Here is a 26,371-nt window from a genome sequence, read left to right on the forward strand (position 1 = left end):
AATGACTGACACTTCGATTTCCACCGCTCCGTCCGCCGCCGCCGATCTGCTGCCGACGAGCATTCCCGCCCTGGTGTTCGCCGCCGCGCGCCGCCATGCCGGCCACTGCGCCCTGGTCGACGGCGAGGTGCGCATCGACTATGCCGAGCTGCCCGAGCGGGTGCTCGCGGTGAGCCGCGCGCTGCTCGCCGAAGGCATCCAGCCCGGCGACCGCGTCGCCGTGTGGGGGCCGAATCGTTACGACTGGATCCTCGCCGCGCTGGGTGTGCATTGCGCCGGCGCCACCCTGGTGCCGATCAACACCCGCATGAAGGGCAGCGAGGCCGCCGACATCCTCCAACGCAGCGGCACCCGCCTGCTGTTCTGCGTCGGCCAGTTCCTCGGCGTCGACTACCCTGCGATGCTCGAAGCCCACCGCCCGGCGAGCCTGGAGCGGGTGGTGGTGTTGCCCTGCGAGGAGTCCTCCGCCTGCGGCGATCTGGACTGGGCGGATTTCCTCGCCCGCGGTGCGACGGTTGATCTCGACGAGGCCATGGCGCGCGCCCTGACGGTGCGCCCGGACGACCTTTCCGACCTGCTGTTCACCTCCGGCACCACCGGCAAGCCCAAGGGTGTGATGAGCGGCCACGGCCAGAATCTGCGCGCCTTCGCCGAATACGTGAAGGTCATCGGCCTGCGCCCCGGCGACCGCTACCTGATCGTCAACCCGTTCTTCCACGCCTTCGGCTACAAGGCCGGCTGGCTGACCTGTCTCTTGGCCGGCGCAACCATCCTGCCGCACCCGGTGTTCGACGCCGAGGCGGTGTTCCAGCGCATCGAGCGCGACCGCATCACCGTGCTGCCCGGCCCGCCGACCCTGTACCTGTCGATGCTCGCCCACCCGCGCCTGGCCGAGTCCGACCTGTCCAGCCTGCGCATCGCCGTGACCGGCGCGGCGACCATCCCGCCGGTACTGGTCGAGCGCATGCGCCGCGAACTGGGCTTCGAGGTGGTCACCACCGCCTACGGGCTGACCGAGTGCGGCGGCCTGGCGACCATCTGCGACCCGGCCGACGACGCCGAGACCGTGGCCACCACCTGCGGCCGCGCCATCCCCGGCACCGAAGTGCGCGTGGTCGATTCAGACAACCGCCCGCTGCCGCCGGGCGAGGCGGGCGAGGTGTGCCTGCGCGGCTTCCACGTCATGCAGGGCTACTTCGAGAACCCGCAGGCCACCGCCGAGACCATCGACGCCGAGGGCTGGCTGCACACCGGCGACGTCGGCACCCTGGATGAGCGCGGCTACCTGCGCATCACCGACCGCCTCAAGGACATGTTCATCGTCGGCGGCTTCAACTGCTACCCGGCGGAGATCGAGGCCGGGCTGATCGAACACCCGGCCATCGCCCAGGTCGCGGTGATCGGCGTGCCCGACGAGCGCATGGGCGAGGTCGGCTGCGCCTGCGTGGTCCTGCGCCCTGGCCAGCAGCTCGACGAGCCCGGGCTGATCGCCTGGTCGCGCGAGCGCATGGCCAACTACAAGGTTCCGCGCCTGGTGCGCTTCTTCGACGCACTGCCGGTGAATGCGTCGAACAAGGTGGTGAAGGGGGAGTTGCGGGGAGCGGTGAGGGGTTGATTCGCGCTTCTGGTCGGGGTGGCTGATGCCGCCCCGGCTGGGCCACTGCATCCCTTGATCCAAGACGTTCAGTCGCTTTCAGTGGCTTTTCACCTGGGATACTCATTGATGGACGGCGCCCAGGCAATGGCGTCTTGAGTGAAAACTGATCCTTCAAAGTAAGTCTACGGTGATCGATCCTGGCCTAGATTGGGTGCCCTTGGTTGTCGGTCTTGAATGCCTGGGTTTTGAATTTATTTAGAAAGCCAATGATGTCGCCATTCGCGGTTTCGATAATGGTGGCACCGTCCTGCCAAATCGCATTTTCGGTATCAAACCCGCTGCCAATGGGATCGCCTTGATTCTGGTGGATGTTGTGGACGCCAAGCCCGCTAGTGAATGGCTCGCCGAATACATAAAATCTAACGCCAAGTGCAATTACGGCCTCCAGATCAGTTAGTGCCTGGAAACCAGTGCCGTTCTTCCATGGCGGATTCCATCGTATGAAGTTGATGATCTTGGATAGGCAGCTGTTATAAGTGACTGTTTTTATGAGGATTGGCGGGTGAAGAACAGTCGACCTAATGTAATCGAGGGCGCCTGATGTGGGATTTGAATTAATGGAATGCCAGCCATCCGGCAGCGCCTTGATTGTCGAGAAGCTGGCCTTGGCTATGTGCACGATGCGCCACTGAATGCCGTCAGGCATTGCCTTGGGGTCGACATCGATTGCGCAGTGATAATCTCCATTGGGTGCGTTGACGATGAGGTTGCCGTGGTAGTAGCGGCCAAAACTGTCTGGCGGGTCGCGGTAGTAGTCTGATTTTGTTCCGATTACCAGTCCATATCCATTTGTAAGGCTCATGTGCTGTATCACCTTTTCCGGGGTTTGGAGATTTTGGCTGTTTTTGTTGGGATTCGATTTTCATTTAAGCTTTCTTGATGATTCTCGATGTGTGATGGTTGTCTTGTCTTTCGCGAATGAAGTTGCCCGGCATTTTTTATTTGCCTCTCATGTGCAGGCTTTGAGGCTCGGTCTTCAGAAACTTTAGACGCTGGCAAACAGACCTTCACCTTTGCCCAGGCTGCGCATGCAGGGTGCGGCTGCTGTTTTCGCTCCAGGCTATGGGATGACTTCGAGCGTCTGCTCGGCCTGGCGCTGGCCGGCCAGAAGCTGCGCCCGCTCCTGCTGCTGTGCAGCCAGCAAGTGAAGAAGGCGGAGTTGCTTGGTGCAGCCAGCCAGGCCTGAGCCGCGAGCTGCATGCGGTGGAGGACTGGGCGGAGCGGGAGATTCTGGCCAGAGGGCAGGTGTCGGCGCAGGCGGCTTGTGGGGTTTGGCGTTATCCGGCAGCGGTTCAGGAGGCGTCATGAGCCGCTTTTCCAGCTTTGCGCGATAGCCATGGCAATCCTCTGGTTGTGATGCTTTCGCTAACCAGATGAATCCTGGCGGTCAGCCGCCTCGGCCATGGGCGTGCACGAGTGCTTCGTTACCTGGTTCCAACCTGCAGGCTCATTTCGCCTGACCGGCAAAGCGCTGGATCTGCTCCGTCGGCCCGGAAACGATCAGCAGGTCACCGGGCATGACCAAGGTGCTGGGGGTCGCATGCTGGAAGTCCTGATTGACGCGTTTGAGGCCGACCACGGTGACTCCGTACTTGGTGCGGATGGCGGACTCCTCGAGCTTGCGATCGTGAGTGGGCAGCGGGGCGTGGATCTTTGCCAGGGCGAAGCCATCGTCGAACTCGATGAAGTCGATCATTCGTCCGGTGATGAGGTTGGCGACGCGCTCGCCCATGTCCGCCTCGGGATAGACCACATGATGAGCGCCGATGCGCAGGGCGATCTGTCCGTGCTCATGCGTCAACGCCTTGACCCAGATATCCTTGATGCCCAACTCGGTCAGCGCCATCAGCGTCATCAGGCTCGCCGCCAGGTCGGTGCCGATGCCGACGATCGCATGCGCAAAGTCCGCCACGCCGAGCTGGCGAAGTACCATGGAGTTGGTCGCATCGGCCTGAACCGCGTGGGTCAGCAGGTCCGCCCAGGCATGCACCGGATCGGCATCGCAGTCGATCCCCATTACATCGTGGCCGAGCCGCATGAGGGAGTTGGCCACCGCACCGCCGAACCGCCCCAAGCCGATGACCACGACGCTGTCGCCTTTCGAGAAAGCGTATTGCTCCGAAAACAGAAATTTAGCCAACAATTGGATGCTCCTCTGGATAGCGGTAGGGCATGAGGTGCTCGCCCAGAGCGAGCGACACCGCCAGGGTGATGGTGCCGACCCGCCCGGTGTACATGAGCACGGTCAGCATCAACTGGCTGGACTCCGGCAGGGCGGCTGTGATCCCGGTGGAGAGTCCCACGGTGCCAAACGCCGAGATGACCTCGAAGATCACCTGGTCGGTGGGCAAGTCAGTCTCGCGCAGGATCACCAGGGTGCCCAGCACCACCATCGCGCTGCCCAACACCAGTACGGTGATCGCCTGGCGCTGCGAAGCGGTACTGAGCCTTCTGCCGAAGATTTCGCTGTCGGCACGGCCGCGAACCTCGGCGAACACCATGAGAATCAGGATTGCCGCCGTAGCTACCTTGACGCCACCGGCAGTCCCGGCGCTGCCGCCGCCGATGAACATCAGCAGGTAATGCAGGGCCCAGCTTTCGTGGGTCAGGGCGCCAATGTCGATGGAGTTGAAGCCGGCCGTCCTCGCGGAAACGGAAGCGAACAGCGCCGAGAGCAGCTTGTCGGCCAGGGGCATGGCGCCCAGGGTGCGCGGATTGCTCCACTCGAACCACAGCAGGCACAGGAATCCGCCGAGCAACAGGGTCGCCGTGCCGCTCAGGGTCAGCTTGGTATGCAGGGACCAGTGCCGCGGGTCGGCGAACTTGCTGTGCAGGTCATAAAGCACGGGAAAACCGATGCCGCCAACGACGATGGCGGCCATCACGGGGGCGAGGATCATGCCGTCGTCGGCATAGCCCATGAGGCTGTCGGCGTGGATGGAAAAGCCGGCGTTGTTGAATGCCGATACGGCATGAAACAGGCCGCTCCAGGCCGCTGCGGGCCAGTCCAGGTCATAAGCCAGATGCAGCCGCGCGGCTAGCAGCAGAGCCACGGCAGCCTCCATGGCCAGCGTCACCACGAACACCAGCTTGGCCACGCTGGCGATGTCCCCCGCGCCCAGCGAGCGGTTCTCGGCCTGGGCGATCAGCTTGCTGCGCAACCGGAAGGATCGGTTGACCAGCAGACCCAGCAGGGTCGCCAGCGTCATCATGCCGAAGCCGCCGAGCTGGAACAGCACGAGAATCACCACCTGACCGAACGCCGACCAGTAGGTTCCCGTGTCCACCACGACCAAGCCGGTCACGCAGACCGCCGAGACCGAGGTAAACAGCGCCGTCACCCAGGGGGCGGAGAGGCCCGTGGCCGTGGCGGCCGGTAGCATCAGCAGCAACGTTCCGGCGGCGATCACGGCCAGGAAGACCAGGGCCACCACCCTGGCGGGATGTAGCGCAGACTTCATTCGATCGCTCCTGCCGATATGGAAAGTCCATGGATGCATCGAACGCCGGACGACAAGTCCACCTTTTGATCAAGATTCGCCGCGGACTGGATCGTGGGCTTGGTCAGGTGTTCGATCATGTTCGAGCTCAGTACTGCAACAGCCGGTATCCAACCCCAGCCTCGGTGACGATGAAACGGGGGTAGCGAGCCATCCTCCGGGCGCACCCCTACGAGGAGCACCTTGAGGCGTTCGCAGCCCTTGCTGGGCAGCTCGGGCGAGGAGGCAGCGGTGCGTCGACTATCGCTCATGTAATTCCTGTCGCTGGTTCACGATCATCGGCAACTGGTTGGGAATGCATTGGCAGCATGGTTCCAGATGATGCTTGACTTGCAGACGGCTGCATTTTCACATTGCCGCCCGTAAAGGCGCGATGGTCAAAGCGGCATGGGCGCGTAAAGAAATCATAAAGAGTGCAGACGAGGAATTTTCCATTGCCTGTCATGCAGATTGGGCCCGACATCTCACTGCGCTGGCCATCGAACACATCCTGCCGCAGAAGTGGGGCGAGCACTGGCCGTTGCCGAAAACCGTGCAGAAGAGCCCGCAGGGCCGACAGGCCTTCACCGAACAGCGCGAGCGCCTCAAGCACACCCTGGGCAAGCTGACGCTGGTCGCCGGCCGGCGCTGTCCCGCTCGCCGTGGGAGGTGAAGAAGGCGGAGCTGCTCAGGTACGGCCAGCCGGGCCTGAGCCGCGAGCTGCATGCGCTGGATGACTGGGCGGAGCGGGGGATTCTGGCCAGGGGAGAGGTGCTGACTGATGCGGCTTGTGGGGTGTGGCGGTATCCGGTGGGGGCGTGAGCGGCCCGGCCTGATCTCTACACGGATTAGCCTGAACAGGATCAAACGGGCCTGAAGATGATCCATGTCGCCCGCCGGCCCGCGCCATAGCGACTACCAGCCCGCCTATTTCTGCTGCTTGCTGCCCTTGATGTTGCCGACAACGCCGCCGGCGACGGCGCCGACCGCTGCGCCGGTCCATCCACTGCCGCCGGCGATCGCGGCAATGCCGGCGCCGGCTGCGGCGCCGATGGCCGCACCGCTCATCGTCCCCTGCTGCTGAGGAGTCATCGAGGTGCAGCCGATCAGGCCCGCTGCGACGAAGGCTGCGGCAAACGATAGGAACCGCTTCATGTTCATCTCCGCTACTTGCTCTGTTGCAGGCCGGGCACGACCATCTCGAACCAGATGGTCTCGATGACGGGCCGATCCACGCGGTCGGGGTTGGCGGTGTACCACCGGTTGAGCCCTTCGCGTACGGTGTCGAGCGTGTGGCCCTTCAGGCCTTTGGCGAAACGCGGAACCAGGCTCTGCTCATCTGCCGGCGGCGTCGACCCATAGTAGGCCCTCTCCACCTGGTAGGCGTTGGCTATGCCGACGAGGTAGACCTTCTTGAGTTGCTCCGTCGACTGCATCCATTGCTCGCCGGTGATCATGGGCACTTCGTCGGCATGGGCAGTGCCGAATGTCGTCACCAGAGTCACGCATGCTGCCAATGCCAGCGTGCCCAATCGCGATATTCGCATCGTCTCACCTCTTCACTGGACTGAGCCTCGACGCCTTGGCGCAGCCTGCACCGGCGGCCCTGCGTCGCCCCACCGGATCGTGCTTCGAACCGGTATAAAACACTGAAGTTCCATCGCATTCCCGCCGGACCGGGACGTCAATGCTCCGGCCAAAGCCTGGGCGCAGCCACGGTCAACTGGAGACGATACCTGTCAGATGTTGATGTTCGACGCGGTAGGGCCCGCGGTAGGGGCGTCAAAATTTGACTAGATCTCCCCTTTGCTGGAAAGAGCAGGTCTGGAACACGACTGAGTGTAGTTGAGGGCCTACCAGACGCCAGAAAGAGGGGAGGGATGCTGGCTCGCATTCAGGCACCCGCATCGACACCCTCAGCCAACGCCAAGCCTTGACTCGCACCATCCCGCTCACGTAAGCGCAGCTGTTCCGTGTCATGCAGCCGAAACGTCACGGCGGCTTCGAGTACGGGCCCAAGGTGTTCGCCGAGATCCAGCAGACGCTGGCCGGGGGCTGCATGCCTGATTAGGCTCATCCCAAGTATTCAGCAGACGACTCCAGCTCATCCGCTTTGATAGTTCACCAGGGTGGGTAACAGCGGTAGACAAGGCTGCGCCGTTGTCTACCCTACGCGCTGGAAGCCCTCGGCAACGCCGAAGGCGAGGCAGGCGAGCAGCCGACCGCGCTGGCCATCGAGCACATCCTGCTGCAGAAGTGGGACGAGCACTGGCCGCTGCCGAAAACCGAGCAGAAGAGCCCGCAGGGCCGGCAGGCCTTCGCCGAACAGCGCGAGCGCCTCAAGCACACCCTGGGCAACCTGACGCTGGTCGCCGGTAGCCTCAACCCGGCGCTGTCGCGCTCGCCGTGGGAGGTGAAGATGGCGGAGCTGCTCAGGTGCAGCTAGCCGGGCCTGAGTCGCGAGTTGCATGCGGTGGAGCTGGGCGGAGCGGGAGATTCTGGCCAGGGGAGAGGTGCTGGCGGAGGTGGCTTGTGGGGTGTGGCGGTATCCGGGGGGAAGGGGGAGGCTTGATGCGTTCTAACGTGGAAGTGAGCGACCTGCGCGGCCTTTCGCGCAGGTCCGCTCGACTGTAAGGTTATGCGTCATACGGGAAGAACAAGCCCCTGCACATGATGTTCGGTTCTAAGTATAGCCGGCATCTTCTCAATAAGGAGCGTGCTTTGTGTATAGCCAGCAGACCTCGTACCAGCCTTAATATCAGGGTAGTTCTCGAACAAAACTTCGTTGTACTTTGGCTTGAATGTACTTACAAGAATTGCTTCGACCTCGCTAGTTAACTCGGGGGCACGAGGTGGTAGTTTTGGCTCGTAGTACTCGTCAAACCGCGGGTCATCCTCATCGTTGCTAAACGTATAAACGATAGGCTCGATTCCTGGTTGAAGAGCAAACTCAAAGGTCGGAAAAATGTTTCCTTCGTCGTACCCGTCAATGTCAAGCATGAGGAGTGAAATCTCAAGCGGCGCACGAAGAGATCGTTGATTTAGGGAGTCCTCTAGCGTAAGAATCGACTGCATCTTGTGATGGCCGGTCAGGCGATTCCAAATATCTTGCGAGAATGCTTTGCCAATGTAGTGAACTTGAAAGTCCAGATAATCGGAAATATTGCCAATAATATTTGCCTTCAAGCGCCGGTCTAATACCTCGTACAGGAATTTGCTCGGACTGAACCAGCCAAGGAAAACGTTCTTCAGGGTGCAGAGTTTAAAGGCGCTCACGTCGTTAAACGGCTCGGCTTTATCTGGAGTCTTCTTGTAGAATTGAATGTCAATAAGTAACTCTTCGTCTGGCTTGCAAAAGCCATTCTCCGAAGGAATGAACGTGCATTCGAGAGGTGGGCAGTTCGAATCATCGGTTATGCTGAAAGTCATTTTCCCGTCGGCGACGCACAAATTGTCGAAATAGAGCAGTGGACGCTGGAGGATGAAATAGATTGTGCATGGCTTTAGCAGTGCCTGAATTTCTTTCTCGGACTTAAGGAACTCAAATTCATATGCGGATACGACTGGGTATCTCGTTTGTGCGTGAATTTGGATCGTCTTGATTCCTTTTGAGATTGTGGTCATCGCTCAGGAGCTCCTGACGCATAACGTCTGAATTCACCGGCCTGCACGGATTTTCGCGCAGGCCCGGTGGAATGATAGGGTTGGGCATATGCCGCGCATGGCTAATTCCTAGCGATGCGCACCGAATACGACTGTTCGGTGAATTAGTGCTGATGCCTTCCCTGTCTTCTTCGCATAGAGACTTAACTCGGAGAGGAGTTTTCCTACAAAGGCGAAATCATCTTGGTCCCACGACTTTCCCTTGACCGGGTGCATAACGGCATTTCTGATTGAGTTCAACTTCTTGAGGTCTGCGAGAAGTTTCTGCTTATTCGAAACGAGCGATTTCGGAAGATTTGCGGAGAATAGACTCCAGTTCTTCTCAATAATCTCTGACAGATGGATGAAAGTCGTATAGGCGAATGGGCTATCTACAGGTTCAGCATCCTCTTCTCTGGCCTGAACACAGGCTTTGCGAACAGCAAGCGGAACGCCGTTTCGCCACCAGGCCGACTCAGTCTCGCCAAACTCCTTGGTGAGCACGTCCTTAATGTGTTGATGAAGCCCCACTTCGAGGTCAGCAACCCTCTCGTACATGTCTCCGCGGTTTGCTGTCGAAAAAGCCATTGCCCAGTAAAGATTGGCTTCGTCCCAGGATATTCCTTGAAAAGCCGCGTCTCGGTAATACGACTTGCTGGCCTTGCCATCAGAGCCTTCTAATAGTTTGTGAAGTAGACTCCGGCGTGCGGGATCTATTCCGAAGAACACTTCCGAAGCCGTTACGCCGCCCTCGGCAACCTGTAGTTTCATGTAGCGGACGATTGTTTGGAACGACACGTCCATTTCCTGCGCAATCAAGTGCAAGGGTTTTCCGGTCCGCAAATGACCAACTGCTACTTGGCGCTTAGTCATTATTCATATGCCCAACTAAAATTAGACGCCAGATGGTGCATAACATCCCGGAAAGACTTGGTGAATAGTATTCCGGATTGAAAGCGTGGAGCAGCTCTGGAATGCGAGCTGCGCGAAGGAGGTGGGTGTAAAAAGCGGTTATGCAGCAAGACGGCAACTCCCTTTGCGTGTGGCATTCGAACAGGTGCCGAGGTTATCGCGAGGCCCTGATGAAAGACAACCGGGACCAGCAGTTTTAACCCCAGCCAGTAGCCCCCCAAGGGCTTGCCGCATCCGGCTCACGACCATCTGCTCCCCCATTTCTTGCTCCAGATCAACAAAACCCCCACTACCCGAACGGCTAATCCATTCGGGTGATGTCGCCCCCCACCCCCCGCCAAAGAATCCAGCCCGTATCACACAGGGCGAGCCGCCACTGAAACGCTGGCGGCCCGCGACGTATTCCCGCAGTCCATGGGTGAGTCGATGGAACAAACAACAAGAATTTCCCCCGAGGAGCTGGTCGCCCGTGCCCGGGCGCTGGTGCCGCTGCTGGCCGAGCGTGCCGCGCAGGCCGAGGCCGAGCTGAAGGTGGCCGATGACGTGATCGCCGCGCTGCAGGAGGCGCAGCTGTTCCGCGTCATGCAGCCGAAACGCCACGGTGGCTTCGAGTTCGGGCCCAAGGTGTTCGCCGAGATCCAGCAGACGCTGGCCGAGGGCTGCATGTCCACCGCCTGGATGTACGGCGTGGTGGCGGTGCACCCGTGGCAGCTGGGGCTGTTCCCCGAGCAGGCGCAGCAGGAGGTGTGGGGCGAGGATGCCTCGGCGCTGGTGGCCTCGACCTACATGCCGGTGGCCAGGGTCACGGAAGTGGAGGGCGGCTACCGCATCAGCGGGCGCTGGGGCTTCTCCACCGGCTGCGAACACTGCGACTGGGTGTTCCTCGGCGGCAACCTGACGCCGGGCGCCGGCAAGGGCAACAGCTACCGGACCTTCCTGCTGCCGAAGAGCGACTATCGCATCGAGCGCAACTGGGACGTGATCGGCCTGCGCGGCACCGGCAGCCACGACATCGTGGTCGAGGACGCCTTCGTGCCGTTCCACCGCACCCATGCCACCCAGCAGCATGACGACGCGGCCAACCCCGGCCGCGAGCTGAACACGGCGCCGCTGTACCGGGTGCCGTTCGCCCAGATGTTCATCCCGGCGGTGTCCAACGCCTGCCTCGGCGGCCTGGCGGCGGCCATCCAGCACTTCAAGGACTACGCGAAACAGGGCATCAGCAAGAACGTCGGCATGCGCACGGTGGACGATCCCAACGCGCAGCTGGCCTACGCCCGCGCGGTGGTCGCCCACGAGCAGATGGTGGAGAACCGCAAGCGTCACTACGAGGTGCAGATGGCCTGGGCCGAGCGCGGCGAGGCGGCGCCGGTCAACGAGCGGCTGCGCCAGCGCTACCAGCTCGCCCAGGTGGCCAACGAGTGCGCCCACCACATCAACGAGCTGCTGCGTTGCTGCGGCGCCACCGGCACCTACCGCAGCAATCCGCTGACGCGGATCTTCCTCGACGTGTTCACCGGCCGCGCGCACATCGCCAACAACGTCGACCTGTTCGGCCGCGCCTTCGGCTTCATCGCCCTCACCGACCAGACCACCACCGACAGCTTCCTCTGAGCCCAGGAGACCCGACCATGTCCATGAATCGCGCAAAGATCATCGCCGACCCGATCCCCGAACGTTACGCCCGCGGCTGGCACTGCCTGGGCTCGGCGCTCAAGTACAAGGACGGCAAGCCGCACACGGTGAACGCCTTCGGCTACCGCCTGGTGGTGTTCCAGACCTCCGACGGCGCGCTGCAGGTGCTCGACGCCTGGTGCCCGCACATGGGCGGCGACCTCAGCCACGGCCGCCTTGAGGGCGACAAGGTGGTGTGCCCGTTCCACGGCTGGCAGTTCGACCGCGAGGGCAAGGCGGTGAGCATTCCCTACTGCAAGCGCGTGCCGCCGAAGGCGCGGGTGGGCCGCTGGGCCACCGCCGAGCTGAACGAGGCGCTGTTCATCTGGCACGACCCGGACGGCAACCCGCCGATCGAGGGCCAGGAGATCCCGCGCCTGGAGGAGCTGGACTCGCCGGAGTACAGCGAGATGCACTGGGCGGAGTGGGTGATCAACGCCAACAGCCGCGAGCTGGTGGACAACATCGTCGACATGGGGCACTTCGACGAGACCCACCAGTCGCCGTCGCTGTTCTTCGCCAACCTGTTCGAGGACCACAAGGCCACCCAGGTGCAGATCTCCGGCTCGCGGATCATGAGCGCGGGCGAGGCGGTGATCACCTACGCCACCTACTACGGGCCGGGCGTGCTGCTGGTGTCGCTCAAGGGGCCGTACAAGGGCCACTACATGGAGACCATCTATATCGTCGGCAACACGGCCATCGACCACAACAGCTTCACCCTGCACTTCGGTGTGGCGACCAAGCACATTCCGGGCCTGAGCAAGGCGGATAACCAGCAGCTGATCGCCGAGTGGACGGAGCTGCAGTGCGTCGCCCTGGGCACCGACGTGGCCATCTGGGACAACAAGCTGCGGATCGGCAACCCGATGCTCTGCGAGAGCGACGGGCCGATCTACCACGCGCGCAAGTGGTACGACCAGTTCTTCCAGCCGATCAACGAGGCGTCCGAGGAGTCGACCCGCCGCGTTGAGCACGAGATCGACATGGACTACGTCGGCGTCAAGCCGGAACTGCGCCACCTGCGCGGCTGACCCGCCAAGGCGTGCGCCGGGCGGGGCGACCTGCCCGGCGCCGCGACTGAGGAGAACCGACGATGGACATTCGTGGACTGGCCTACGTGGTGGCGTCGAGCCGCGACCTGGCCGCCTGGCGCCGGCAGGCCGAGCAGGTGCTGGGAATGATGGTGGAGGAGGGGCCGCTGGGCGACCTCTATATCAAGATGGACGAGCGGCCGTTCCGCCTGTTCGTCTCCAGCGGCCCGGCCGACCGCTACGTGGCGAGCGGCTGGGAGCTGGCGGGCGAGGAAGCCTTCGAGCAGGCCTGCGCGGAACTGGAGCGCGCCGGCGTGCCGTTCGAGCGCGGCTGCGCCGAGCTGTGCGCGGTGCGCCGGGTCAACGGCCTGGCCAGCCTGCGCGACCCGTCCGGCAACCTGCACGAGCTGGTGTGGGGTGTGTGCTCGGACTTTCGCCGCTTCGTCTCGCCGGTCGGCGTGCCGGGCTTCGTCACCGGCGAGCTGGGCATGGGCCATACCGTGCTGCCGGCGGCGAACTTCGCGGAAACCTGGGCGTTCCTGCGCGATGTCATGGGCTTCGGCCTGTCCGACATCCACCGCTTCCACCCCGCGCCGGACGCCCCGGCCATCCCGATCTACTTCCTGCATTGCAACAACGGCCGCCACCACAGTCTGGCGCTGTTCGGCGCGCCGGTAGCCAGCGGCTGCGTGCACCTGATGGTGGAGGTGGAGAATCTGGTGGAGGTCGGCCGCGCCCACGACCGCATGCAGCGCGCGCGCGTCAAGCTGATGGCCACCCTCGGCCAGCACGTCAACGACCGCATGACCTCCTTCTACATGGACACCCCTTCGGGCTTCGCCATCGAGTACGGCTTCGGCGGCCTGGTCCTCGACTGGACGCGGCACAGCGTCTACGAGGCCAGCGAGGTGAGCGTGTGGGGGCATGACTTTGGGGTGGGGTTCAACGCGCCGAGCAACTGAGCCGCAACACCTCGGGCGTGCTGCCGACTGCATCACGCCCGGATCTCCTTCAAATGGATGATGTGCCATCCCCCCGACCCTTCCCACACTGACCCCGTCCCCGCCGCGCCGGCTTCACGCGCGGCGGGGCCATGGACCTGCCCGCGTGGTGGCTTTGCCCGAGCGCGGATCTGCAATGCCAGAACAACAATAATCCGGAGGCAGTATGCCCAAGGCAGCAAGAAAGGATTGCCGGCGCGCCGGCCAGCCACCGTACCTGCGCGAGTTGCTCGCCGTGGCGGTGGCATTGAGCAGCGGGGCGGTGAGCGCTCTGCCGACCGTCGAGCTCGGCGAGTCGACCACCCTCGAGTCGTCGCTGACGGTCAACTACACCGCGTCGATGCGTACCGAGAAGGCCGACGACGCGTACCTCAACGACCTCAACCTCGACGACGGCACGCGCAACTTCGACCGCGGTTCGCTGATCACCAACCGGGTCAGTCTGTTCGGCGAGATGCTGCTGCGCCACGACAACGTCGGCGCCATGCTGCGCGCCAGCCACTTCTACGATGCGGCCTACCACAGCAGCAACGACAACGACTCGCCGGCCACCGTCAACAAGATCGGCGCTCACGATCACTTCATCGACAAGACCCGCGAGCGCAGCGGCGGCGAGTTCCGCCTGCTGGACGCCTTCGTGTTCGGCAGCTGGAATTTCGACGACCGCTACCTGTCGATGAAGGCCGGCCGCCATCTGGTGGCCTGGGGCGAGAGCCTGTTCTGGCCGAACATCAGCCAGGGCCAGGCGCCGGTGGACGCCACCAAGTTCAACGTGCCGGGCACCGAGGCCAAGGACGCCTACCTGCCGGTCGGCCAGGTGTCGGCGTCGTTCACCCTGACCGACGACCTGACCCTGGTCGGCTTCTGGCAGTACGAGTGGGAGGAGACCCTGCTCAACCCGGTGAGCGACTACTTCGGCAGCGACTATTTCGGTCCGGGCGCGCAGTTCTACCGTCTGGCGCCGGGGGTGATCGGCAACCTGCCGGACCAGAGCTTCCGGGTGGCCAACTTCGCCGGCGAGGTGGAGCCGGAGGACGACGGCCAGTGGGGCCTGGGCCTGCGCTACCAGCTGGCGCAGAACACCGAGGTCGGCCTCTACCACTACCGCTACCACGACCGGGTGGCGGCGCTGTTCTTCGACTTCACCGGCAATACCCAGTACTCCTCGCTCAAGGACGTCGGCCGCGATACCGGAGCGGGCAACGCGCCGGCCTATCAGCTCGGCTACTTCGACGACATCGCCCTCACCGGGGTGAGTCTGAGCACCAAGCTCGGCGATGCAGTGCAGATCGGCAGCGACCTCAGCTATCGCGAGGACGCCGCCGTGTACCTGTCCAACGGCGCGCCGACCCGCGGCAACCTCATTCAGGGCAACCTCAACGCCGTCTATATCCTCGGCCCGAGCGCGCTGGCCCACCAGACCACGCTGATGGGCGAGGTGGTGCACCAGCGCATCGACAGCGTCGACGAGCTGGTGGTCAGCGGCGGCATGCCGGGGCAGAACGGCACCTTCGACGACTTCGAATACGACGGCCAGACCCGCGGCAGCACGCTGGTCGGACTCGGCGCGATGTTCGACTACCCGAGCCTGTTCAGCGGCTGGGACCTGACCACCAAGGTGTTCTGGAACCAGAACGTCTCCGGCAGCGCCTATTCGGGCCTCGGCCGCGACGAGAAGCGCGTCACCGTCGGCGGCGACTTCAAGTACCTGGGCAACTTCCAGGTCGGGGTGACCTACGTCGGCTACCTCGGCTCGGCGGACATCGCCAACGGCCGCACCCTGGCCGACCGCGACTACGTGTCGTTGAACGCCAAGTACACCTATTGATGAAGGGGGAGGGAACCATGAAGAAACACACGCAACTCGCCAGCATCATCGCCTGCGGTGCGCTGTTCGCGCTCGGCGCCACGCCGGTGCTGGCCAATGCTTCGGCGGACGAGCTGGCCAAGCTGGGCAGCACCCACACCTGCATGGGCGCCGAGCGCGCCGGCAACGCCGACGGCAGCATTCCTGAGTATTCCGGCAAGTGGCTGGGTGCGCCGCCGCATGTGAATTTCCAGGGCACCGGCAACCATCCGCTCGATCCCTACGCGGACGAAAAGCCGCTGTTCACCATCACCGCGGCCAACATGGCAGAGCACGAGCAGTACCTCACCGACGGCATGAAGGCGCTGTTCAAGCTGTATCCCGATACCTTCAGCATGCCGGTCTATCCCTCGCATCGCGATTTCCGCTTCAACGACAGCGTGTGCGAGGCGACCAAGGCGAACGTCGGCTACGCCCACCTGACCGATGACGGCGAGGGTGTGGTGGCCAAGACCGGCGGTACGCCGTTCCCGATGCCGAAGAGTGGCCTGGAACTGCTGAAGAACGCCTCGCTGTTCACCGTGCGCCCGTGGACCGAGGAGTACGTCTCGGACAACGCCTACGTGCTGCGCGACGGCAAGATCAACTGGGGGCGCGTCCACTCGAAGAACCTGGCGCCGCACCTGGAGCCTGGGCGCATCGGCGACACCAACGGCCAATCGTCCTTCTACCTCAACGAGACCCTGCAGCCGCTGCGCGACAAGGGCGAGGTGAACACCGGCATGGAGTTCTGGAACGACAAGACCGAGCCGCGCCAGAGCTGGCGCTACGACCCGGGCACCCGCCGCGTGCGCCAGGCCCCCGGCTATGGCTTCGACATGGCGTTCCCCGGTACCGGCGGTTCCATCACCGTGGACGAGGTGCGTCTGTTCAACGGTTCCGGCCAGCGTTACGACTGGAAGATCGTCGGCAAGAAGGAGGTGTACATCCCCTACAACGCCTATCGCATCCACTCGCCGGAACTCAAGTACGCCGACCTGCTCAAGCCCGGGCATATCGACCCGACCCACATGCGCTACGAGAAGCACCGCGTGTGGGTGCTGGAGGGCAACCTCAAGTCCGACTACCGGCACCTGTACGGCAAGCGTCGCCTCTACATCGACGAGGACACCTGGTTCCCCATCGTTGCCGACAACTTCGACAGCCGCGGCGAGCTGTGGCGCACCTCGATGCTCAACTTCTTCTACGCCTATGAGACCCAGACGCCGCAGGCGGGTGTCGGCCTCTACCACGACCTGCTGGAGAACACCTACCTGGCGTTCAACCTGATCAACGAGCAGCCCAAGGGCTTCAAGCTGAACGCCCCGAACTTCCGGGCGGCGATGTTCGGGCCGGAAGCCGCGCGCCGAGGCGGGCTCTGATGGCGGAGGCAGGGGGCGCTTGCGCCCCTTGCCGTTCCGGGGCCATCGGCGGAGACGAGTTGCAGGCGCTGGTCGGCCTGGTCTACGAAGGCCTGCTCGAGGAAAAGCCCTGGGGCGGCCTGCTCAATGCCCTGCGCCGGCAGTTCCATGCCAACTACGTATCGCTGACCATCCGCCTGCCGAGCGCCGAGGATCGCGGCATGGTGGTTTTCGCCGGCGAGGCGCGGCCGCACATCCACGCCCTCTACAGCAGCTCGCTGTACGCGGTCGATCCGTTCGTCAACCTGCCGCGCGACACCGTGGTGATGCTCGAGGAGCTGATCGACGAGCGCGAGTGGCTGGGCAGCGTGATCTACCGCGACTTCCTCGAGCCACTGCAGGTGCGCTACATGATGGGTGCCGATATCCGCAGCGACGAAGGCCGCGAGCGCGAGTGCCGCCTGCGCATCAGCCGCCCACCGCAAGATGGGCCGTTCAGCGAGACGGAGCGGGCGCTGTGCGGCCTGCTGCTGCCGCATCTCAGGCGCGCGCTGCGCCTGTACGCCCACCTCGACCGGGTGGAGAGTGCCTGTCGGCTGTACGTCGGCACCCTGGAGCGCATGGGGATCGGCTCGATCCTGCTCGACGAAGACGGCGGCATCTGCCGGATCAACCGGGCCGCCGAGGAGATCCTCGCCGAAGGCGACAGCCTGCAGCTGCACAACGGCATGCTCGAAGCCGTCGCCCCACGCGACGACCGTCGATTGTGGCGGCTGATCAAGCAGGCCGCCGCCGGACGCAACGGTACCGGCCTGGTGGAGGCCATCGCCCTGGACCGCGGCGGCCAGCGCGGCGGCCTCAGCGTGCTGGTGCGCAGCATTCCTCTCTCAGCCAGCGCGGAGGCTGGTCGCGCGGCCGCCGTCGAGCTGATCCTGCGCGACAGCAGTCGCCCGGCGCAGCCCTCCGAACCCCTGCTGCGCCAGCTCTACCAGCTCACCCCGGCCGAAGCTTCGCTGGCCGTGCTGCTCGGCGAAGGCCTGACCCTCGAGGAAAGCGCCGTTCGCCTGGGCATCAGCCGCAATACTGCCCGCACCCACCTGCGCGCGGTGTTCGCCAAGACCGGCGTGAAACGGCAGACCGCGCTGGTGCAGCTGCTGCTGTGCAGTGTGGTGGCGATGGATTGACTGTGCTGTAGGGGCGAATTCATTCGCCTTCGCGGAGCGTTCGGGCGAATGAGTTCGCGCCTACAGAGGGCATGCCCTGGATGGGCGTGCGGGTCATTCTGACTCTATTCGTAGTCGGGATGACAACAGTGATCTGTGTCTTTTCGACTGCATATTTCCGAGTATGGCGCTAGGTTATTGATCTACAAGGCACTGCACGCCTGGCACGTTTCATGATTGGTTATCTGCAACTGCTGAAACCTGTTGTGGAGGTATCTGACATGTCTGGCGTGCTCGAATCCCCCAGAAGCGTCTTCAATCTGGCCAACAACCTGGTGCTGTCCGGCGTGGCGATCCTGATCGTCGGCGTGCTGGGCGCCTATTGCTTCGACGAGGCCATCGGCTTGGGCCTGGTGGTCGGCTCGCACATGCTGACCATCGTCGGACCGTCGCTGGTCAAGATCGGCTACGTGATGCGCCTGTCGGTACAGGACAAGCTGGTGGTGTGCTGAACGGCTCGGATCAGCTCTTGTAGGAGCCAGCAAGCTGGCTCCTACCGTGTGGCGGGGGCGCGGTTTCAGCGCCCCTCGAAGCGCGGCGCGCGCTTGTCGATGAACGCCTGCATGCCTTCCTTCTGGTCGCGCGAGGCGAACAGCAGGGCGTTGGCCTTGCGTTCCAGGGCCAGGCCGGTCTCCAGCGAGGCATCCAGGCCGGCGATGATCACTTCCTTGATCTGCTCGGCGGCCAGCGGCGGCATGCCGGCGATGGTGCGGGCCATCGCCAGGGCGTGGTCCTGCACTTCCTCGTCGGCGACCAGTTCGCTGACCAGCCCGGCGACCCAGGCTTCCTCGGCACTGATCGGCCGGCCGGTGAGGGCCATGCTCATGGCCTTGGCCTTGCCCACCGCACGCACCAGGCGCTGGGTGCCGCCGATGCCGGGCATGATGCCGATGCGGATTTCCGGCTGGCAGAACTTCGCGCCGTGGCCGGCGACGATGATGTCGGCCAGCATCGCCAGCTCGCAGCCGCCGCCGTAGGCGTAGCCGCACACCGCAGCGATCACCGGCTTGGGGCAGTGCTGGATCGGCGCCCAGACCCGCTCGGTATGCCGCTGGTAGATGTCGATGGCACCGACGCCGGCCATGCTGGTGATGTCGCCGCCGGCGGCGAACACCTTGTCGCCCCCGGTCAGCACGATGCAGCGCACCGCCGGATCGTTGCCCAGCTCGCTGAAGTGCTGCGACAGCTGCGCCTGCAACTCCAGGCTGAGGGCGTTGGTGGCCTGCGGCCGGTTCAGGCGCAGGCGCGCCACGCCCTCGCTGGGAAAGTCGAGAAGCACGGGGGGAAGGTTGTCGGCGGCCATGCGCGACCTCTCTATAGGGCAGGAGGGATGGCCGCATTGTTCGCAGGCTTCGGACTGTCACTCATCGTCCGTTTGAACGACGAGTGTGGCGCGAGCCTGCCCCTAGAGTGAAGCCATGCAGCTATGAAGGAGCATGCAATGGCCACTCAGAACCTCGATTTCACCGGCAAGGTGGTGCTGGTCACCGGCGGCACCAAGGGCGTCGGCGCGGGCATCGCGCAGAGCTATCTCGCCGCCGGCGCCCGCGTGCTGGTCTGCGGGCGCAATGCCCCGGAGACACTGCCGGAAGCCGACGGCCGCCAGGCCGAGTTCCTCGCCGCCGACGTGCGCGACGCCGATTCGCTGGCCACCCTGTTCGCGGTGATCGAGGAGCGCTGCGGGCGTCTCGACGTGCTGGTCAACAACGCCGGTGGCAGCCCCCACGTGCTGGCTGCCGACGCCTCGCCACGTTTCCACGAGGGCATCATCCGTCTCAACCTGATCGCCCCGCTCAACGTCGCCCAGCACGCCAACCGGCTGATGCAGCGCCAGGAGCAGGGCGGCGTGATCGTGTTCATCGGCAGCATCAGCGCCCTGCGTCCCTCGCCGGGCACCGCCGCCTACGGCGCGGCCAAGGCTGGCGTGCTGGCGTTGGTGACCTCGCTGGCGGTGGAGTGGGCGCCCAAGGTACGCGTGGTCACCGTCAGCCCGGGGCTGGTGCAGACCGAGCAGGCGCACCTGCACTACGGCGACGAGGCGGGCATTGCCGCAGTCGGCGCCACCATCCCGGCCGGGCGCATGGCCAGTCCCGAGGACATCGGCAACGCCTGCCTGTACATCGCCTCGCCGCTGGCCGGTTACGCCAGTGGCTGCAACCTCCTGCTGCACGGGGGCGGGGAACGACCCGCCTTCCTCGCCGCAGCCAATTCCGCCCATCAATGACCGAAGTCGGCGCGCCCGCAGTGCGGGCCGCCCTCAATACCGAGGAGACGATCTTGGCAGAACAAGAATTCATGCCCGCCGTGCGGGCCATGGTGGGACGCGAGTACGGTCGCGTCTACGCCTGGGACGCGGTGAACGCGCCGATGATCCGCCAGTGGTGCGAGGTCATGGGCGTCGACAATCCGCTCTACACCGACGCCGACTACGCGGCCACCACCGAGCACGGCGGCATCGTCGCGCCGCCGGCGATGCTGCAGGCCTGGTGCCTCGAAGGCCTGCATATGAACAACTATGCGCCGGGCTCTACCGACGAGAACCCCTACGAGGTGCTCAAGCTGCTGGAAGCCAATGGCTTCGCCTCGGTGGTGGCGGTCAACTCCGACCTGAGCTTCGCGCGCTACGTGAAGCTCGGTGAGAAGCTCTACTACACCACCCGTCTGGACGCGGTGGGCGACGAGAAGACCACCGCGCTGGGCACCGGCTACTTCGTCACCCTGGTAATGAGCTTCTTCTCCGAGCAACCGGAGGGCGACGAGCAGGTCGGCCAGTTGCTGTTCCGCGTGTTCAAGTTCCGCCCGGCCAATCCGGTCAAGCCGGCCAGCGAAGGCGAGGGCGCCGCGGCGATTCCGAAGTTCAAGCGACCCAAGCCCGGCATCAGCGACGACACCCGCTTCTTCTGGGAAGGCTGCGCCGAAGGCAAGCTGCTGATCCAGCGCTGCACCGCCTGCAACACCCTGCGTCATCCGCCGGGTCCGGTGTGCAGCAGTTGCCATTCGTTCGAATGGGACAGCGTACAGGCTTCCGGCAAGGGCTCGATCTACTCCTTCGTGGTCATGCACTACCCCGAGGTACCACCGTTCGACTACCCGAACCCGATCGGCCTGATCGAGCTGGAGGAGGGCGTGCGCCTGACCGCCGGGCTGGTCGGCGTCAAGCGCGACGAGCTGGCCATCGGCCAGGCCGTGCAGGTCGAGTTCCACACCTTCGACGACGAGCTGATCCTGCCGTTGTTCCGGCCGGTAGCCCAGTGAGGAGCGCAGCATGGATTTCGAACTGAACGAGGAACAGCGCGCCATCGCCGAGATGGCCGGCAGCCTGTTCGCCGACTACTGCACGGACGAGCGTCTGCGCGCCTTTGACGGCTCCGGCGAGCCGTTCATGGCCACGCTGTGGCAGAGCTGCGTGGAAACCGGCCTGCACGCCCTGGCCATCCCCGAGGACTTCGGCGGCAGCGGCCTGGGCATGACCGAGCTGATGCTGGTGCTGGAGGCGCAGGGCCGCGCGCTGGGGCAGGTGCCGCTGTGGCGTCACCAGCTGGCGGCGGCGCTGCTGGGCCGCTTCGGCGGCGAGCGCGCCCTGCCGCTGGTGCGGGCGGCAGCCGAGAATTCGCTGCTGCTTGGCCTGTCGCTGGACGGCCAGGGCCGAGCGCTGGGCATCGAGCTGGAAGCCCGCCCGCGGGTCAGCGGCTGGAGCCTGGAGGGCCGGGTTGCGGCGCTGCCGCAGGGCGGCCAGGCCGGCGCTGCCGTGGTGGTCGCGCAGTTCCCGCAGGGTCCGCGACTGGTCCTGCTGGAGCTGGATACCGCGGGCGTGACGCGCACCTGCGGCGTGCTGACCCACGGCGAAGCGGTGGCTGACCTGCAGCTGGACGGCGTACTGATCGGCGCCGACCAAGTGTTGCCGGAGGCCGCGCTGGACTGGCTGGAAAGCCGCGCCATCGCCGCGCTGGCCGCCCTGCAGCTGGGCGTTTCCGCCGAACAGATCCGCCGCACGGTCGAGTACGTCAGCGAGCGCCGCCAGTTCGACCGCGCCATCGGCAGCTTTCAGGCGGTGCAGATGAGCATGGCCGACGCGCACATCGCCCTCGAAGCGCTGCGCTCGTCGCTGTGGCAGCTGGTCTACCGCCTCGACGCTGGCCTGCCGGCGACCGCCGAGGCGCTGGCGACCAAGTATCTCGCCTGCGAGGCCGGCCATCTGGTCGGCCACAAGGCGCAACACGTGCACGGCGGCATCGGCGTCGACCTGACCTACCCGATCCACCGCTACCTCTACTGGAGTCGCGCCCTGGGCATCACCCTGGGCGGCGCTGCCGCAAGCCTGGAGCGCCTCGGCGACTGGCTGGCCAACAACGACAAGCTGGGATGGAAATATGACCTCGATGAAAACCAAGGCATTTGACGACGTGCGCCCCGGCGAAGCGCTGCCGGAGCTGGCGATCCCGATCACCGTGCAGCTGATTGCCGCCGGCGCCATCGCCACCCGCGACTACTTCCCCGGCCACCACGACAAGGACGCCGCGCGCGAGCTCGGCTCGCCCCACGTGTTCATGAACATCCTCACCACCAGCGGCCTGGTGCAGCGCTACGTCGAGAGCTGGGCCGGCCCCGCCGCGCGCTTCGCCGACCTGAAGATCAAGCTCGGTGCGCCCAACTATCCGGGCGACACCATGACCTTCAGTGGCGAAGTGACCAGCCAGGATGCCGCCAGCCGCACCGTGCAGGTGACGCTGAAAGGCAAGAACTCCATGGGCAACCACGTGACCGGTACGGCCACGCTGGTCCTGCCCTGATACGCGGGAGCGCAGAACAATGACCGATACATCGATTTCCGGGCGCGCCGCCATCGTCGGGCTGGGTGCCACTGAATTCTCCAAGAACTCCGGGCGCACCGAGCTGCGCCTGGCCATGGAAGCGACCCTGGGCGCGCTGGCCGATGCTGGCATCGACCCGTCCGAGGTGGAGGGCTTCAGCTCCTACACCATGGACAACGTGCCCGAATACGAAGTGGCGCGCCTGCTCGGCTGCAAGAACGTCAAGTTCTTCTCGCAGATCCCCCACGGCGGCGGCGGCGCCTGCGCGCCGCTGATGCATGCGGCCATGGCCGTGGCCACCGGCGTGGCCAAGGTGGTGGTGGTGTACCGGGCGATGAACGAGCGCTCCTGGTACCGCTTCGGCAAGCCGCACGACTTCGGCGGCGCGCCGATCTACGACGCGGTCAACTACGGCTGGTACATGCCGCATGGCTTCCATACCCCGGCCGCCTGGGTCGGCATGTTCGCCCAGCGCTACATGCACACCTACGGCGCCACCAGCGAGGATTTCGGTCGCGTGGCCGTGGCGGTACGCGACTTCGCCGCCACCAACCCGGCGGCGTTCTTCTACGGCAAGCCGATCACCCTCGAGGAGCACCAGGCCTCGCGCTGGATCTGCGAGCCGCTGCACCTGCTCGACTGCTGCCAGGAGTCCGACGGCGCGGTGGCCATGGTCATCACCTCGGCCGAACGCGCCCGCGACCTGCGCCAGAAGCCGGTGATCATCAAGGGCGCCTCGCAGGGCATCGCCGAAGGCCAGCAGAGCATGACCTCCTTCTACCGCGCGGACATCACCGGCCTGCCGGAGATGGGCGTGGTGGCCAAGGAGCTGTACGCGCAGTCCGGCCTCGGCCCGCAGGACCTGCAGACCGCGGTGATCTACGACCACTTCACCCCGTTCGTGCTGCCGCAGCTGGAGGAGTTCGGCTTCTGCAAGCGCGGCGAGGCCAAGGACTTCATCCGCGACGGCCTGCACGCCCGCGGCGGCAGCCTGCCGATCAACACCCACGGCGGCCAGTTGGGCGAGGCCTACATCCACGGCATGAACGGCGTGGCCGAGGGCGTGCGCCAGGTGCGCGGCACCTCGGTCAACCAGGTCGCCGGCGCGGAGAACGTGCTGGTCACCGCCGGCACCGGCGTGCCCACCAGCGGCCTGATCCTCGGCGCAGCATAAGGAGCGCGACATGTTCGTCGATCTGACCCCCGAGCAACACGCCCTGCGCCTGAAGGTGCGGGACTACTTCCAGAACCTGATGACCCCGGAGCTGCGCAGCGAGCTGCGCGGCAAGGAAGGCGGCGACCTGTATCGCCAGACCATCCGCCAGATGGGGCGCGACGGCTGGCTGGCAGTGGGCTGGCCGAAGGCGCACGGTGGCCAGGGCTATGCCGCCACCGAGCAGCTGATCTTCTTCGAGGAAGCCAACATCGCCGGCGCGCCGCTGCCGTTCGTCACCATCAGCACGGTCGGTCCGGCGCTGATGGAGCACGGCAGCGCGCTACAGAAGGAGAAGTTCCTGCCCGGCATCGCCGCCGGCGAGATCATCTTCGCCATCGGCTATTCCGAACCGGACGCCGGCTCCGACCTGGCGGTGCTGAAGACCACCGCGCGTCCGGAAGGCGACCATTTCGTGGTCAACGGCAACAAGCTGTGGACCTCCGGCGCCGAGGCGGCCGACTACATCTGGCTGGCCGCGCGCACCGACCCGGAGCGTCCGCGCCACAAGGGTGTGTCGATCCTGATCCTCGACACCAGGCTGCCCGGCTTCTCGCACACGGTGATTCCGACCTGCAGCAACCCCACCGCGGCGACCTACTACGACAACGTCAAGGTGCCGGCCGACATGCTGGTCGGCGAGCTGCACGGTGGCTGGAGGCTGATCACCGCGCAGCTCAACCACGAGCGCCTCGGCCTTGGCTCCTGGTCGGACAAGGTGGCCGGGCTGTTCCGCCGCGTCTACCTGTGGGCGAAGAGTGCCGACGAGCAGGGCCGCCGCGCCATCGACAAGGCCTGGGTGCGCAGCGCACTGGCCGAATGCTACGCGCGCCTGGAAGCCATGCGCCTGATCAACTTCCGCATCGCCGCCGACCTCGAGCACGGGCGCATGGATGTGGCGCTGGCCTCGACCACCAAGGTCTACGGCGCCGAATCGGTGATCGAGATCCTGCGCAAGCTGTCCGAGATCGTCGGTGCCAACGGTCTGGTCCGCGAGGGCTCGGCGGCTTCCATGCTGCATGGCGAGCTGGACTACGAGGTGCGCGCCTCGGTCACCCTGACCTTCGGCGGCGGCACCAACGAGATCCAGCGCGAGCTGATCGCCCAGTTCGGCCTCGGCATGCCGCGCGGGCGCTGAGGGTATGCGCTTGTAGGGGCGAATTCATTCGCCTTGCCACGGTGTATTGGCGAATGAATTCGCCAATACAGGCATACCCGAGTGCCACACCGGGAGATACCTCCGGGGGCGAAATCCGCTACATTGCCGCCGGAGGCCAGTCGTTTGATGGCCTCCGGCGCACGACAGAAGGACAACAACAGATGAGCGCGATCGACGATTTCCGTCAGGAAACGCGGGCCTGGCTCGAAGCCAACTGCCCGCACTCGCTGCGCACCCCGACGCCCGAGGGCGAGCTGGTGTGGGGCGGCAGCAAGATCGAATTCAGCAGTGAAGACCAGCGCCTGTGGTTCGAGCGCATGCGCGACAAGGGCTGGTTCTGCCCGGACTGGCCGCGCGAATACGGCGGTGGCGGACTGTCGCCGGCCGAGCTGGCGGTGCTGGAAAGCGAGCTGCGCCGGCTCAAGTGCCGGCCGCCGCAGATCAACTTAGGGATATGGATGCTTGGCCCGGTGCTGCTCGAATACGGCAGCGAGGAGCAGAAGCGGGCGCTGCTGCCGCCGATGGCGCGCGGCGAGATCCGCTGGTGCCAGGGCTTTTCCGAGCCCAACGCCGGCTCCGACCTGGCCAGCCTGAAGACCAGCGCCCGCGACGAGGGCGACCACTTCGTGGTCAACGGCACCAAGATCTGGACCTCCTACGGTGACAAGTCCGACTGGATGTATGCCCTGGTGCGCACCGACGCCAAGGCGCCCAAGCACTTGGGCATCAGCCTGATCGTGCTGGACATGCGCTCGCCCGGCATCAGCGTCAGTCCGATCGACCTGATCAGCGGCAAGTCGGCGTTCTGCCAGGTGTTCTTCGACAACGTCAAGGTGCCGAAGAGCCAGCTGATCGGCCCGCTCAACGGTGGCTGGACCCTGGGCAAGAGCCTGCTGCAGCACGAGCGCAAGGCCATGTCCAAGTTCGGCGAGACCAGCCTGCCGAACCACTTCCACCTGATGCCACTGCTCGAGCGCTACCTGCCCGAGCCGCGCAGCGCGGCCGACCAGGCCCTGCGCGCACGCGCACTGGCCTGCGCGATGGACGAGCACGCCTACGCCCTCACCGTGCAGCGCATGGGCGAGGAGGCGCGCAGCCGTCAGGATGTCTCCGGCCTGATGGCGATCATGAAGCTGGTGCACAGCGAGCAGGATCGTGAAAAGTTCGAGATCCTCCTCGACGCCCTCGGCTACCACGCCCTCGGCTGGGAAGGCGAGGCCTTCACCGACGAGGAGCTGGCGATCACCAGAGCCTGGCTGAACGGCTTTGCCCTGACCATCGCCGGCGGTGCCTCGGAGGTTCAACTCAATGTCATCGCCAAGCGTGTGCTCGGCCTGCCGGATGCAAAGTGAGGAGCGC

Annotated in this window: 26 protein-coding genes; 17 read left to right on the top strand and 9 right to left on the bottom strand. The window is 64.8% G+C overall.

Going from position 1 to position 26,371, the window contains the following annotated elements:
- The first annotated feature begins 1 nt into the window (after position 1).
- Positions 2-1,615, top strand: a complete 1,614-nt coding sequence (locus BMZ19_RS13240) for a FadD3 family acyl-CoA ligase (protein WP_090311644.1) — start codon at positions 2-4, stop codon at positions 1,613-1,615.
- Positions 1,616-1,799: 184 nt separating this feature from the next.
- Here BMZ19_RS13240 and BMZ19_RS13245 read toward each other — a convergent pair whose 3' ends face one another.
- From BMZ19_RS13245 to BMZ19_RS22825, 4 genes are all read right to left on the bottom strand, one after another.
- Positions 1,800-2,459 carry a DUF2278 family protein gene (locus BMZ19_RS13245; protein ID WP_090311645.1) on the bottom strand — a complete coding sequence of 220 codons (660 nt, stop codon included), beginning with the start codon at positions 2,457-2,459 and terminating at the stop codon, positions 1,800-1,802.
- Between the two features lie 645 nt (positions 2,460-3,104).
- Positions 3,105-3,800 carry a potassium channel family protein gene (locus BMZ19_RS13250; protein WP_212633234.1) on the bottom strand — a complete coding sequence of 232 codons (696 nt, stop codon included), beginning with the start codon at positions 3,798-3,800 and terminating at the stop codon, positions 3,105-3,107.
- A complete protein-coding gene (locus BMZ19_RS13255) occupies positions 3,790-5,118 on the bottom strand; it encodes a TrkH family potassium uptake protein (RefSeq protein WP_090311647.1) in 1,329 nt (442 codons plus the stop codon). Before BMZ19_RS13255 ends, BMZ19_RS13250 begins: the two co-directional genes overlap by 11 nt.
- Positions 5,115-5,237 carry a hypothetical protein gene (locus tag BMZ19_RS22825; protein ID WP_280142162.1) on the bottom strand — a complete coding sequence of 41 codons (123 nt, stop codon included), beginning with the start codon at positions 5,235-5,237 and terminating at the stop codon, positions 5,115-5,117. The genes BMZ19_RS13255 and BMZ19_RS22825 overlap by 4 nt, the downstream gene beginning before the upstream one ends.
- Positions 5,238-5,530: 293 nt before the next feature.
- Here BMZ19_RS22825 and BMZ19_RS13260 point away from each other — a divergent pair, with 293 nt between their 5' ends.
- Complete coding sequence (locus BMZ19_RS13260; protein ID WP_090311648.1) at positions 5,531-5,809, top strand: GmrSD restriction endonuclease domain-containing protein; 279 nt, start codon at positions 5,531-5,533, stop codon at positions 5,807-5,809.
- Positions 5,810-6,063: 254 nt separating this feature from the next.
- On the opposite strand, the gene BMZ19_RS13265 is transcribed toward BMZ19_RS13260, so the two are convergent.
- Together BMZ19_RS13265 and BMZ19_RS13270 are read right to left on the bottom strand one after the other, a co-directional pair.
- Positions 6,064-6,297: a YMGG-like glycine zipper-containing protein gene (locus tag BMZ19_RS13265; RefSeq protein ID WP_244517211.1), complete on the bottom strand. Its 234-nt coding sequence runs from the start codon at positions 6,295-6,297 to the stop codon at positions 6,064-6,066.
- Between the two features lie 5 nt (positions 6,298-6,302).
- Positions 6,303-6,593, bottom strand: a complete 291-nt coding sequence (locus BMZ19_RS13270) for a hypothetical protein (protein WP_244517213.1) — start codon at positions 6,591-6,593, stop codon at positions 6,303-6,305.
- Positions 6,594-7,312: 719 nt separating this feature from the next.
- On the opposite strand from BMZ19_RS13270, the gene BMZ19_RS22920 reads away from it, so the two are divergent.
- On the top strand, positions 7,313-7,582 hold the full coding sequence (locus tag BMZ19_RS22920; protein WP_425287174.1) for an HNH endonuclease family protein: 270 nt from the start codon (positions 7,313-7,315) through the stop codon (positions 7,580-7,582).
- Positions 7,583-7,779: 197 nt separating this feature from the next.
- Here the strand turns inward: BMZ19_RS22920 and BMZ19_RS13280 are convergent, their stop codons facing one another.
- Positions 7,780-8,760: a hypothetical protein gene (locus BMZ19_RS13280; protein ID WP_090311651.1), complete on the bottom strand. Its 981-nt coding sequence runs from the start codon at positions 8,758-8,760 to the stop codon at positions 7,780-7,782.
- A 108-nt stretch (positions 8,761-8,868) separates the two neighbouring features.
- On the bottom strand, positions 8,869-9,651 hold the full coding sequence (locus BMZ19_RS13285; protein WP_139214679.1) for a hypothetical protein: 783 nt from the start codon (positions 9,649-9,651) through the stop codon (positions 8,869-8,871).
- Positions 9,652-10,116: 465 nt separating this feature from the next.
- Between BMZ19_RS13285 and BMZ19_RS13290 the strand changes: the two genes are divergently transcribed.
- From BMZ19_RS13290 to BMZ19_RS13320, 7 genes are all read left to right on the top strand, one after another.
- Positions 10,117-11,304, top strand: a complete 1,188-nt coding sequence (locus tag BMZ19_RS13290; protein ID WP_090311894.1) for an acyl-CoA dehydrogenase family protein — start codon at positions 10,117-10,119, stop codon at positions 11,302-11,304.
- Positions 11,305-11,321: 17 nt separating this feature from the next.
- On the top strand, positions 11,322-12,398 hold the full coding sequence (locus tag BMZ19_RS13295; protein ID WP_090311653.1) for a 3-ketosteroid-9-alpha-monooxygenase, oxygenase component: 1,077 nt from the start codon (positions 11,322-11,324) through the stop codon (positions 12,396-12,398).
- 62 nt (positions 12,399-12,460) lie between these two features.
- Positions 12,461-13,360, top strand: a complete 900-nt coding sequence (locus tag BMZ19_RS13300) for a VOC family protein (protein ID WP_090311654.1) — start codon at positions 12,461-12,463, stop codon at positions 13,358-13,360.
- 205 nt (positions 13,361-13,565) lie between these two features.
- Complete coding sequence (locus tag BMZ19_RS13305; RefSeq protein WP_090311655.1) at positions 13,566-15,227, top strand: DUF1302 domain-containing protein; 1,662 nt, start codon at positions 13,566-13,568, stop codon at positions 15,225-15,227.
- A 17-nt stretch (positions 15,228-15,244) separates the two neighbouring features.
- Positions 15,245-16,627 carry a DUF1329 domain-containing protein gene (locus BMZ19_RS13310; protein WP_090311656.1) on the top strand — a complete coding sequence of 461 codons (1,383 nt, stop codon included), beginning with the start codon at positions 15,245-15,247 and terminating at the stop codon, positions 16,625-16,627.
- On the top strand, positions 16,627-17,790 hold the full coding sequence (locus BMZ19_RS13315; RefSeq protein WP_139214680.1) for a helix-turn-helix transcriptional regulator: 1,164 nt from the start codon (positions 16,627-16,629) through the stop codon (positions 17,788-17,790). The genes BMZ19_RS13310 and BMZ19_RS13315 overlap by 1 nt, the downstream gene beginning before the upstream one ends.
- Before the next feature lie 260 nt (positions 17,791-18,050).
- Entirely contained in the window at positions 18,051-18,281 is a 231-nt protein-coding gene (locus BMZ19_RS13320; RefSeq protein WP_090311658.1) for a hypothetical protein, read from the top strand.
- A gap of 65 nt (positions 18,282-18,346) precedes the next feature.
- On the opposite strand, the gene BMZ19_RS13325 is transcribed toward BMZ19_RS13320, so the two are convergent.
- Positions 18,347-19,132 carry an enoyl-CoA hydratase gene (locus BMZ19_RS13325; RefSeq protein ID WP_090311659.1) on the bottom strand — a complete coding sequence of 262 codons (786 nt, stop codon included), beginning with the start codon at positions 19,130-19,132 and terminating at the stop codon, positions 18,347-18,349.
- A 138-nt stretch (positions 19,133-19,270) separates the two neighbouring features.
- On the opposite strand from BMZ19_RS13325, the gene BMZ19_RS13330 reads away from it, so the two are divergent.
- The 7 genes from BMZ19_RS13330 (at position 19,271) to BMZ19_RS13360 (ending at position 26,364) form a co-directional block, all read left to right on the top strand.
- Entirely contained in the window at positions 19,271-20,053 is a 783-nt protein-coding gene (locus tag BMZ19_RS13330) for an SDR family oxidoreductase (RefSeq protein WP_425287173.1), read from the top strand.
- A gap of 71 nt (positions 20,054-20,124) precedes the next feature.
- Positions 20,125-21,084, top strand: a complete 960-nt coding sequence (locus tag BMZ19_RS13335) for an OB-fold domain-containing protein (protein ID WP_425287175.1) — start codon at positions 20,125-20,127, stop codon at positions 21,082-21,084.
- 10 nt (positions 21,085-21,094) lie between these two features.
- Entirely contained in the window at positions 21,095-22,228 is a 1,134-nt protein-coding gene (locus tag BMZ19_RS13340) for an acyl-CoA dehydrogenase family protein (protein ID WP_090311662.1), read from the top strand.
- On the top strand, positions 22,200-22,619 hold the full coding sequence (locus BMZ19_RS13345; RefSeq protein WP_090311663.1) for a MaoC family dehydratase: 420 nt from the start codon (positions 22,200-22,202) through the stop codon (positions 22,617-22,619). The genes BMZ19_RS13340 and BMZ19_RS13345 overlap by 29 nt, the downstream gene beginning before the upstream one ends.
- A gap of 19 nt (positions 22,620-22,638) precedes the next feature.
- On the top strand, positions 22,639-23,814 hold the full coding sequence (locus tag BMZ19_RS13350; RefSeq protein ID WP_090311664.1) for a lipid-transfer protein: 1,176 nt from the start codon (positions 22,639-22,641) through the stop codon (positions 23,812-23,814).
- 10 nt (positions 23,815-23,824) lie between these two features.
- Entirely contained in the window at positions 23,825-24,991 is a 1,167-nt protein-coding gene (locus BMZ19_RS13355) for an acyl-CoA dehydrogenase family protein (protein WP_090311665.1), read from the top strand.
- Positions 24,992-25,173: 182 nt separating this feature from the next.
- Positions 25,174-26,364: an acyl-CoA dehydrogenase family protein gene (locus tag BMZ19_RS13360; RefSeq protein ID WP_090311666.1), complete on the top strand. Its 1,191-nt coding sequence runs from the start codon at positions 25,174-25,176 to the stop codon at positions 26,362-26,364.
- Positions 26,365-26,371 lie beyond the last annotated feature (7 nt).

The sequence above is a fragment of the Pseudomonas linyingensis genome (genome assembly GCF_900109175.1).
Classification (GTDB): domain Bacteria; phylum Pseudomonadota; class Gammaproteobacteria; order Pseudomonadales; family Pseudomonadaceae; genus Geopseudomonas; species Geopseudomonas linyingensis.

Coding starts and splice junctions, on each gene's coding strand:
- BMZ19_RS13340 (WP_090311662.1), top strand. CDS start 21,095: ATGGATTTCGAACTGAACGAGGAACAGCGCGCCATCGCCGAGATGGCC.
- BMZ19_RS13305 (WP_090311655.1), top strand. CDS start 13,566: ATGCCCAAGGCAGCAAGAAAGGATTGCCGGCGCGCCGGCCAGCCACCG.
- BMZ19_RS13300 (WP_090311654.1), top strand. CDS start 12,461: ATGGACATTCGTGGACTGGCCTACGTGGTGGCGTCGAGCCGCGACCTG.
- BMZ19_RS13320 (WP_090311658.1), top strand. CDS start 18,051: ATGTCTGGCGTGCTCGAATCCCCCAGAAGCGTCTTCAATCTGGCCAAC.
- BMZ19_RS13325 (WP_090311659.1), bottom strand. CDS start 19,132: ATGGCCGCCGACAACCTTCCCCCCGTGCTTCTCGACTTTCCCAGCGAG.
- BMZ19_RS13335 (WP_425287175.1), top strand. CDS start 20,125: ATGCCCGCCGTGCGGGCCATGGTGGGACGCGAGTACGGTCGCGTCTAC.
- BMZ19_RS13245 (WP_090311645.1), bottom strand. CDS start 2,459: ATGAGCCTTACAAATGGATATGGACTGGTAATCGGAACAAAATCAGAC.
- BMZ19_RS13290 (WP_090311894.1), top strand. CDS start 10,117: ATGGAACAAACAACAAGAATTTCCCCCGAGGAGCTGGTCGCCCGTGCC.
- BMZ19_RS13280 (WP_090311651.1), bottom strand. CDS start 8,760: ATGACCACAATCTCAAAAGGAATCAAGACGATCCAAATTCACGCACAA.
- BMZ19_RS13355 (WP_090311665.1), top strand. CDS start 23,825: ATGTTCGTCGATCTGACCCCCGAGCAACACGCCCTGCGCCTGAAGGTG.
- BMZ19_RS13260 (WP_090311648.1), top strand. CDS start 5,531: ATGGTCAAAGCGGCATGGGCGCGTAAAGAAATCATAAAGAGTGCAGAC.
- BMZ19_RS13330 (WP_425287173.1), top strand. CDS start 19,271: ATGGCCACTCAGAACCTCGATTTCACCGGCAAGGTGGTGCTGGTCACC.
- BMZ19_RS13345 (WP_090311663.1), top strand. CDS start 22,200: ATGACCTCGATGAAAACCAAGGCATTTGACGACGTGCGCCCCGGCGAA.
- BMZ19_RS13360 (WP_090311666.1), top strand. CDS start 25,174: ATGAGCGCGATCGACGATTTCCGTCAGGAAACGCGGGCCTGGCTCGAA.
- BMZ19_RS13315 (WP_139214680.1), top strand. CDS start 16,627: ATGGCGGAGGCAGGGGGCGCTTGCGCCCCTTGCCGTTCCGGGGCCATC.
- BMZ19_RS13285 (WP_139214679.1), bottom strand. CDS start 9,651: ATGACTAAGCGCCAAGTAGCAGTTGGTCATTTGCGGACCGGAAAACCC.
- BMZ19_RS13310 (WP_090311656.1), top strand. CDS start 15,245: ATGAAGAAACACACGCAACTCGCCAGCATCATCGCCTGCGGTGCGCTG.
- BMZ19_RS22825 (WP_280142162.1), bottom strand. CDS start 5,237: ATGATCGAACACCTGACCAAGCCCACGATCCAGTCCGCGGCGAATCTT.
- BMZ19_RS13255 (WP_090311647.1), bottom strand. CDS start 5,118: ATGAAGTCTGCGCTACATCCCGCCAGGGTGGTGGCCCTGGTCTTCCTG.
- BMZ19_RS13240 (WP_090311644.1), top strand. CDS start 2: ATGACTGACACTTCGATTTCCACCGCTCCGTCCGCCGCCGCCGATCTG.
- BMZ19_RS13295 (WP_090311653.1), top strand. CDS start 11,322: ATGTCCATGAATCGCGCAAAGATCATCGCCGACCCGATCCCCGAACGT.
- BMZ19_RS13265 (WP_244517211.1), bottom strand. CDS start 6,297: ATGAACATGAAGCGGTTCCTATCGTTTGCCGCAGCCTTCGTCGCAGCG.
- BMZ19_RS13350 (WP_090311664.1), top strand. CDS start 22,639: ATGACCGATACATCGATTTCCGGGCGCGCCGCCATCGTCGGGCTGGGT.
- BMZ19_RS13270 (WP_244517213.1), bottom strand. CDS start 6,593: ATGATCACCGGCGAGCAATGGATGCAGTCGACGGAGCAACTCAAGAAG.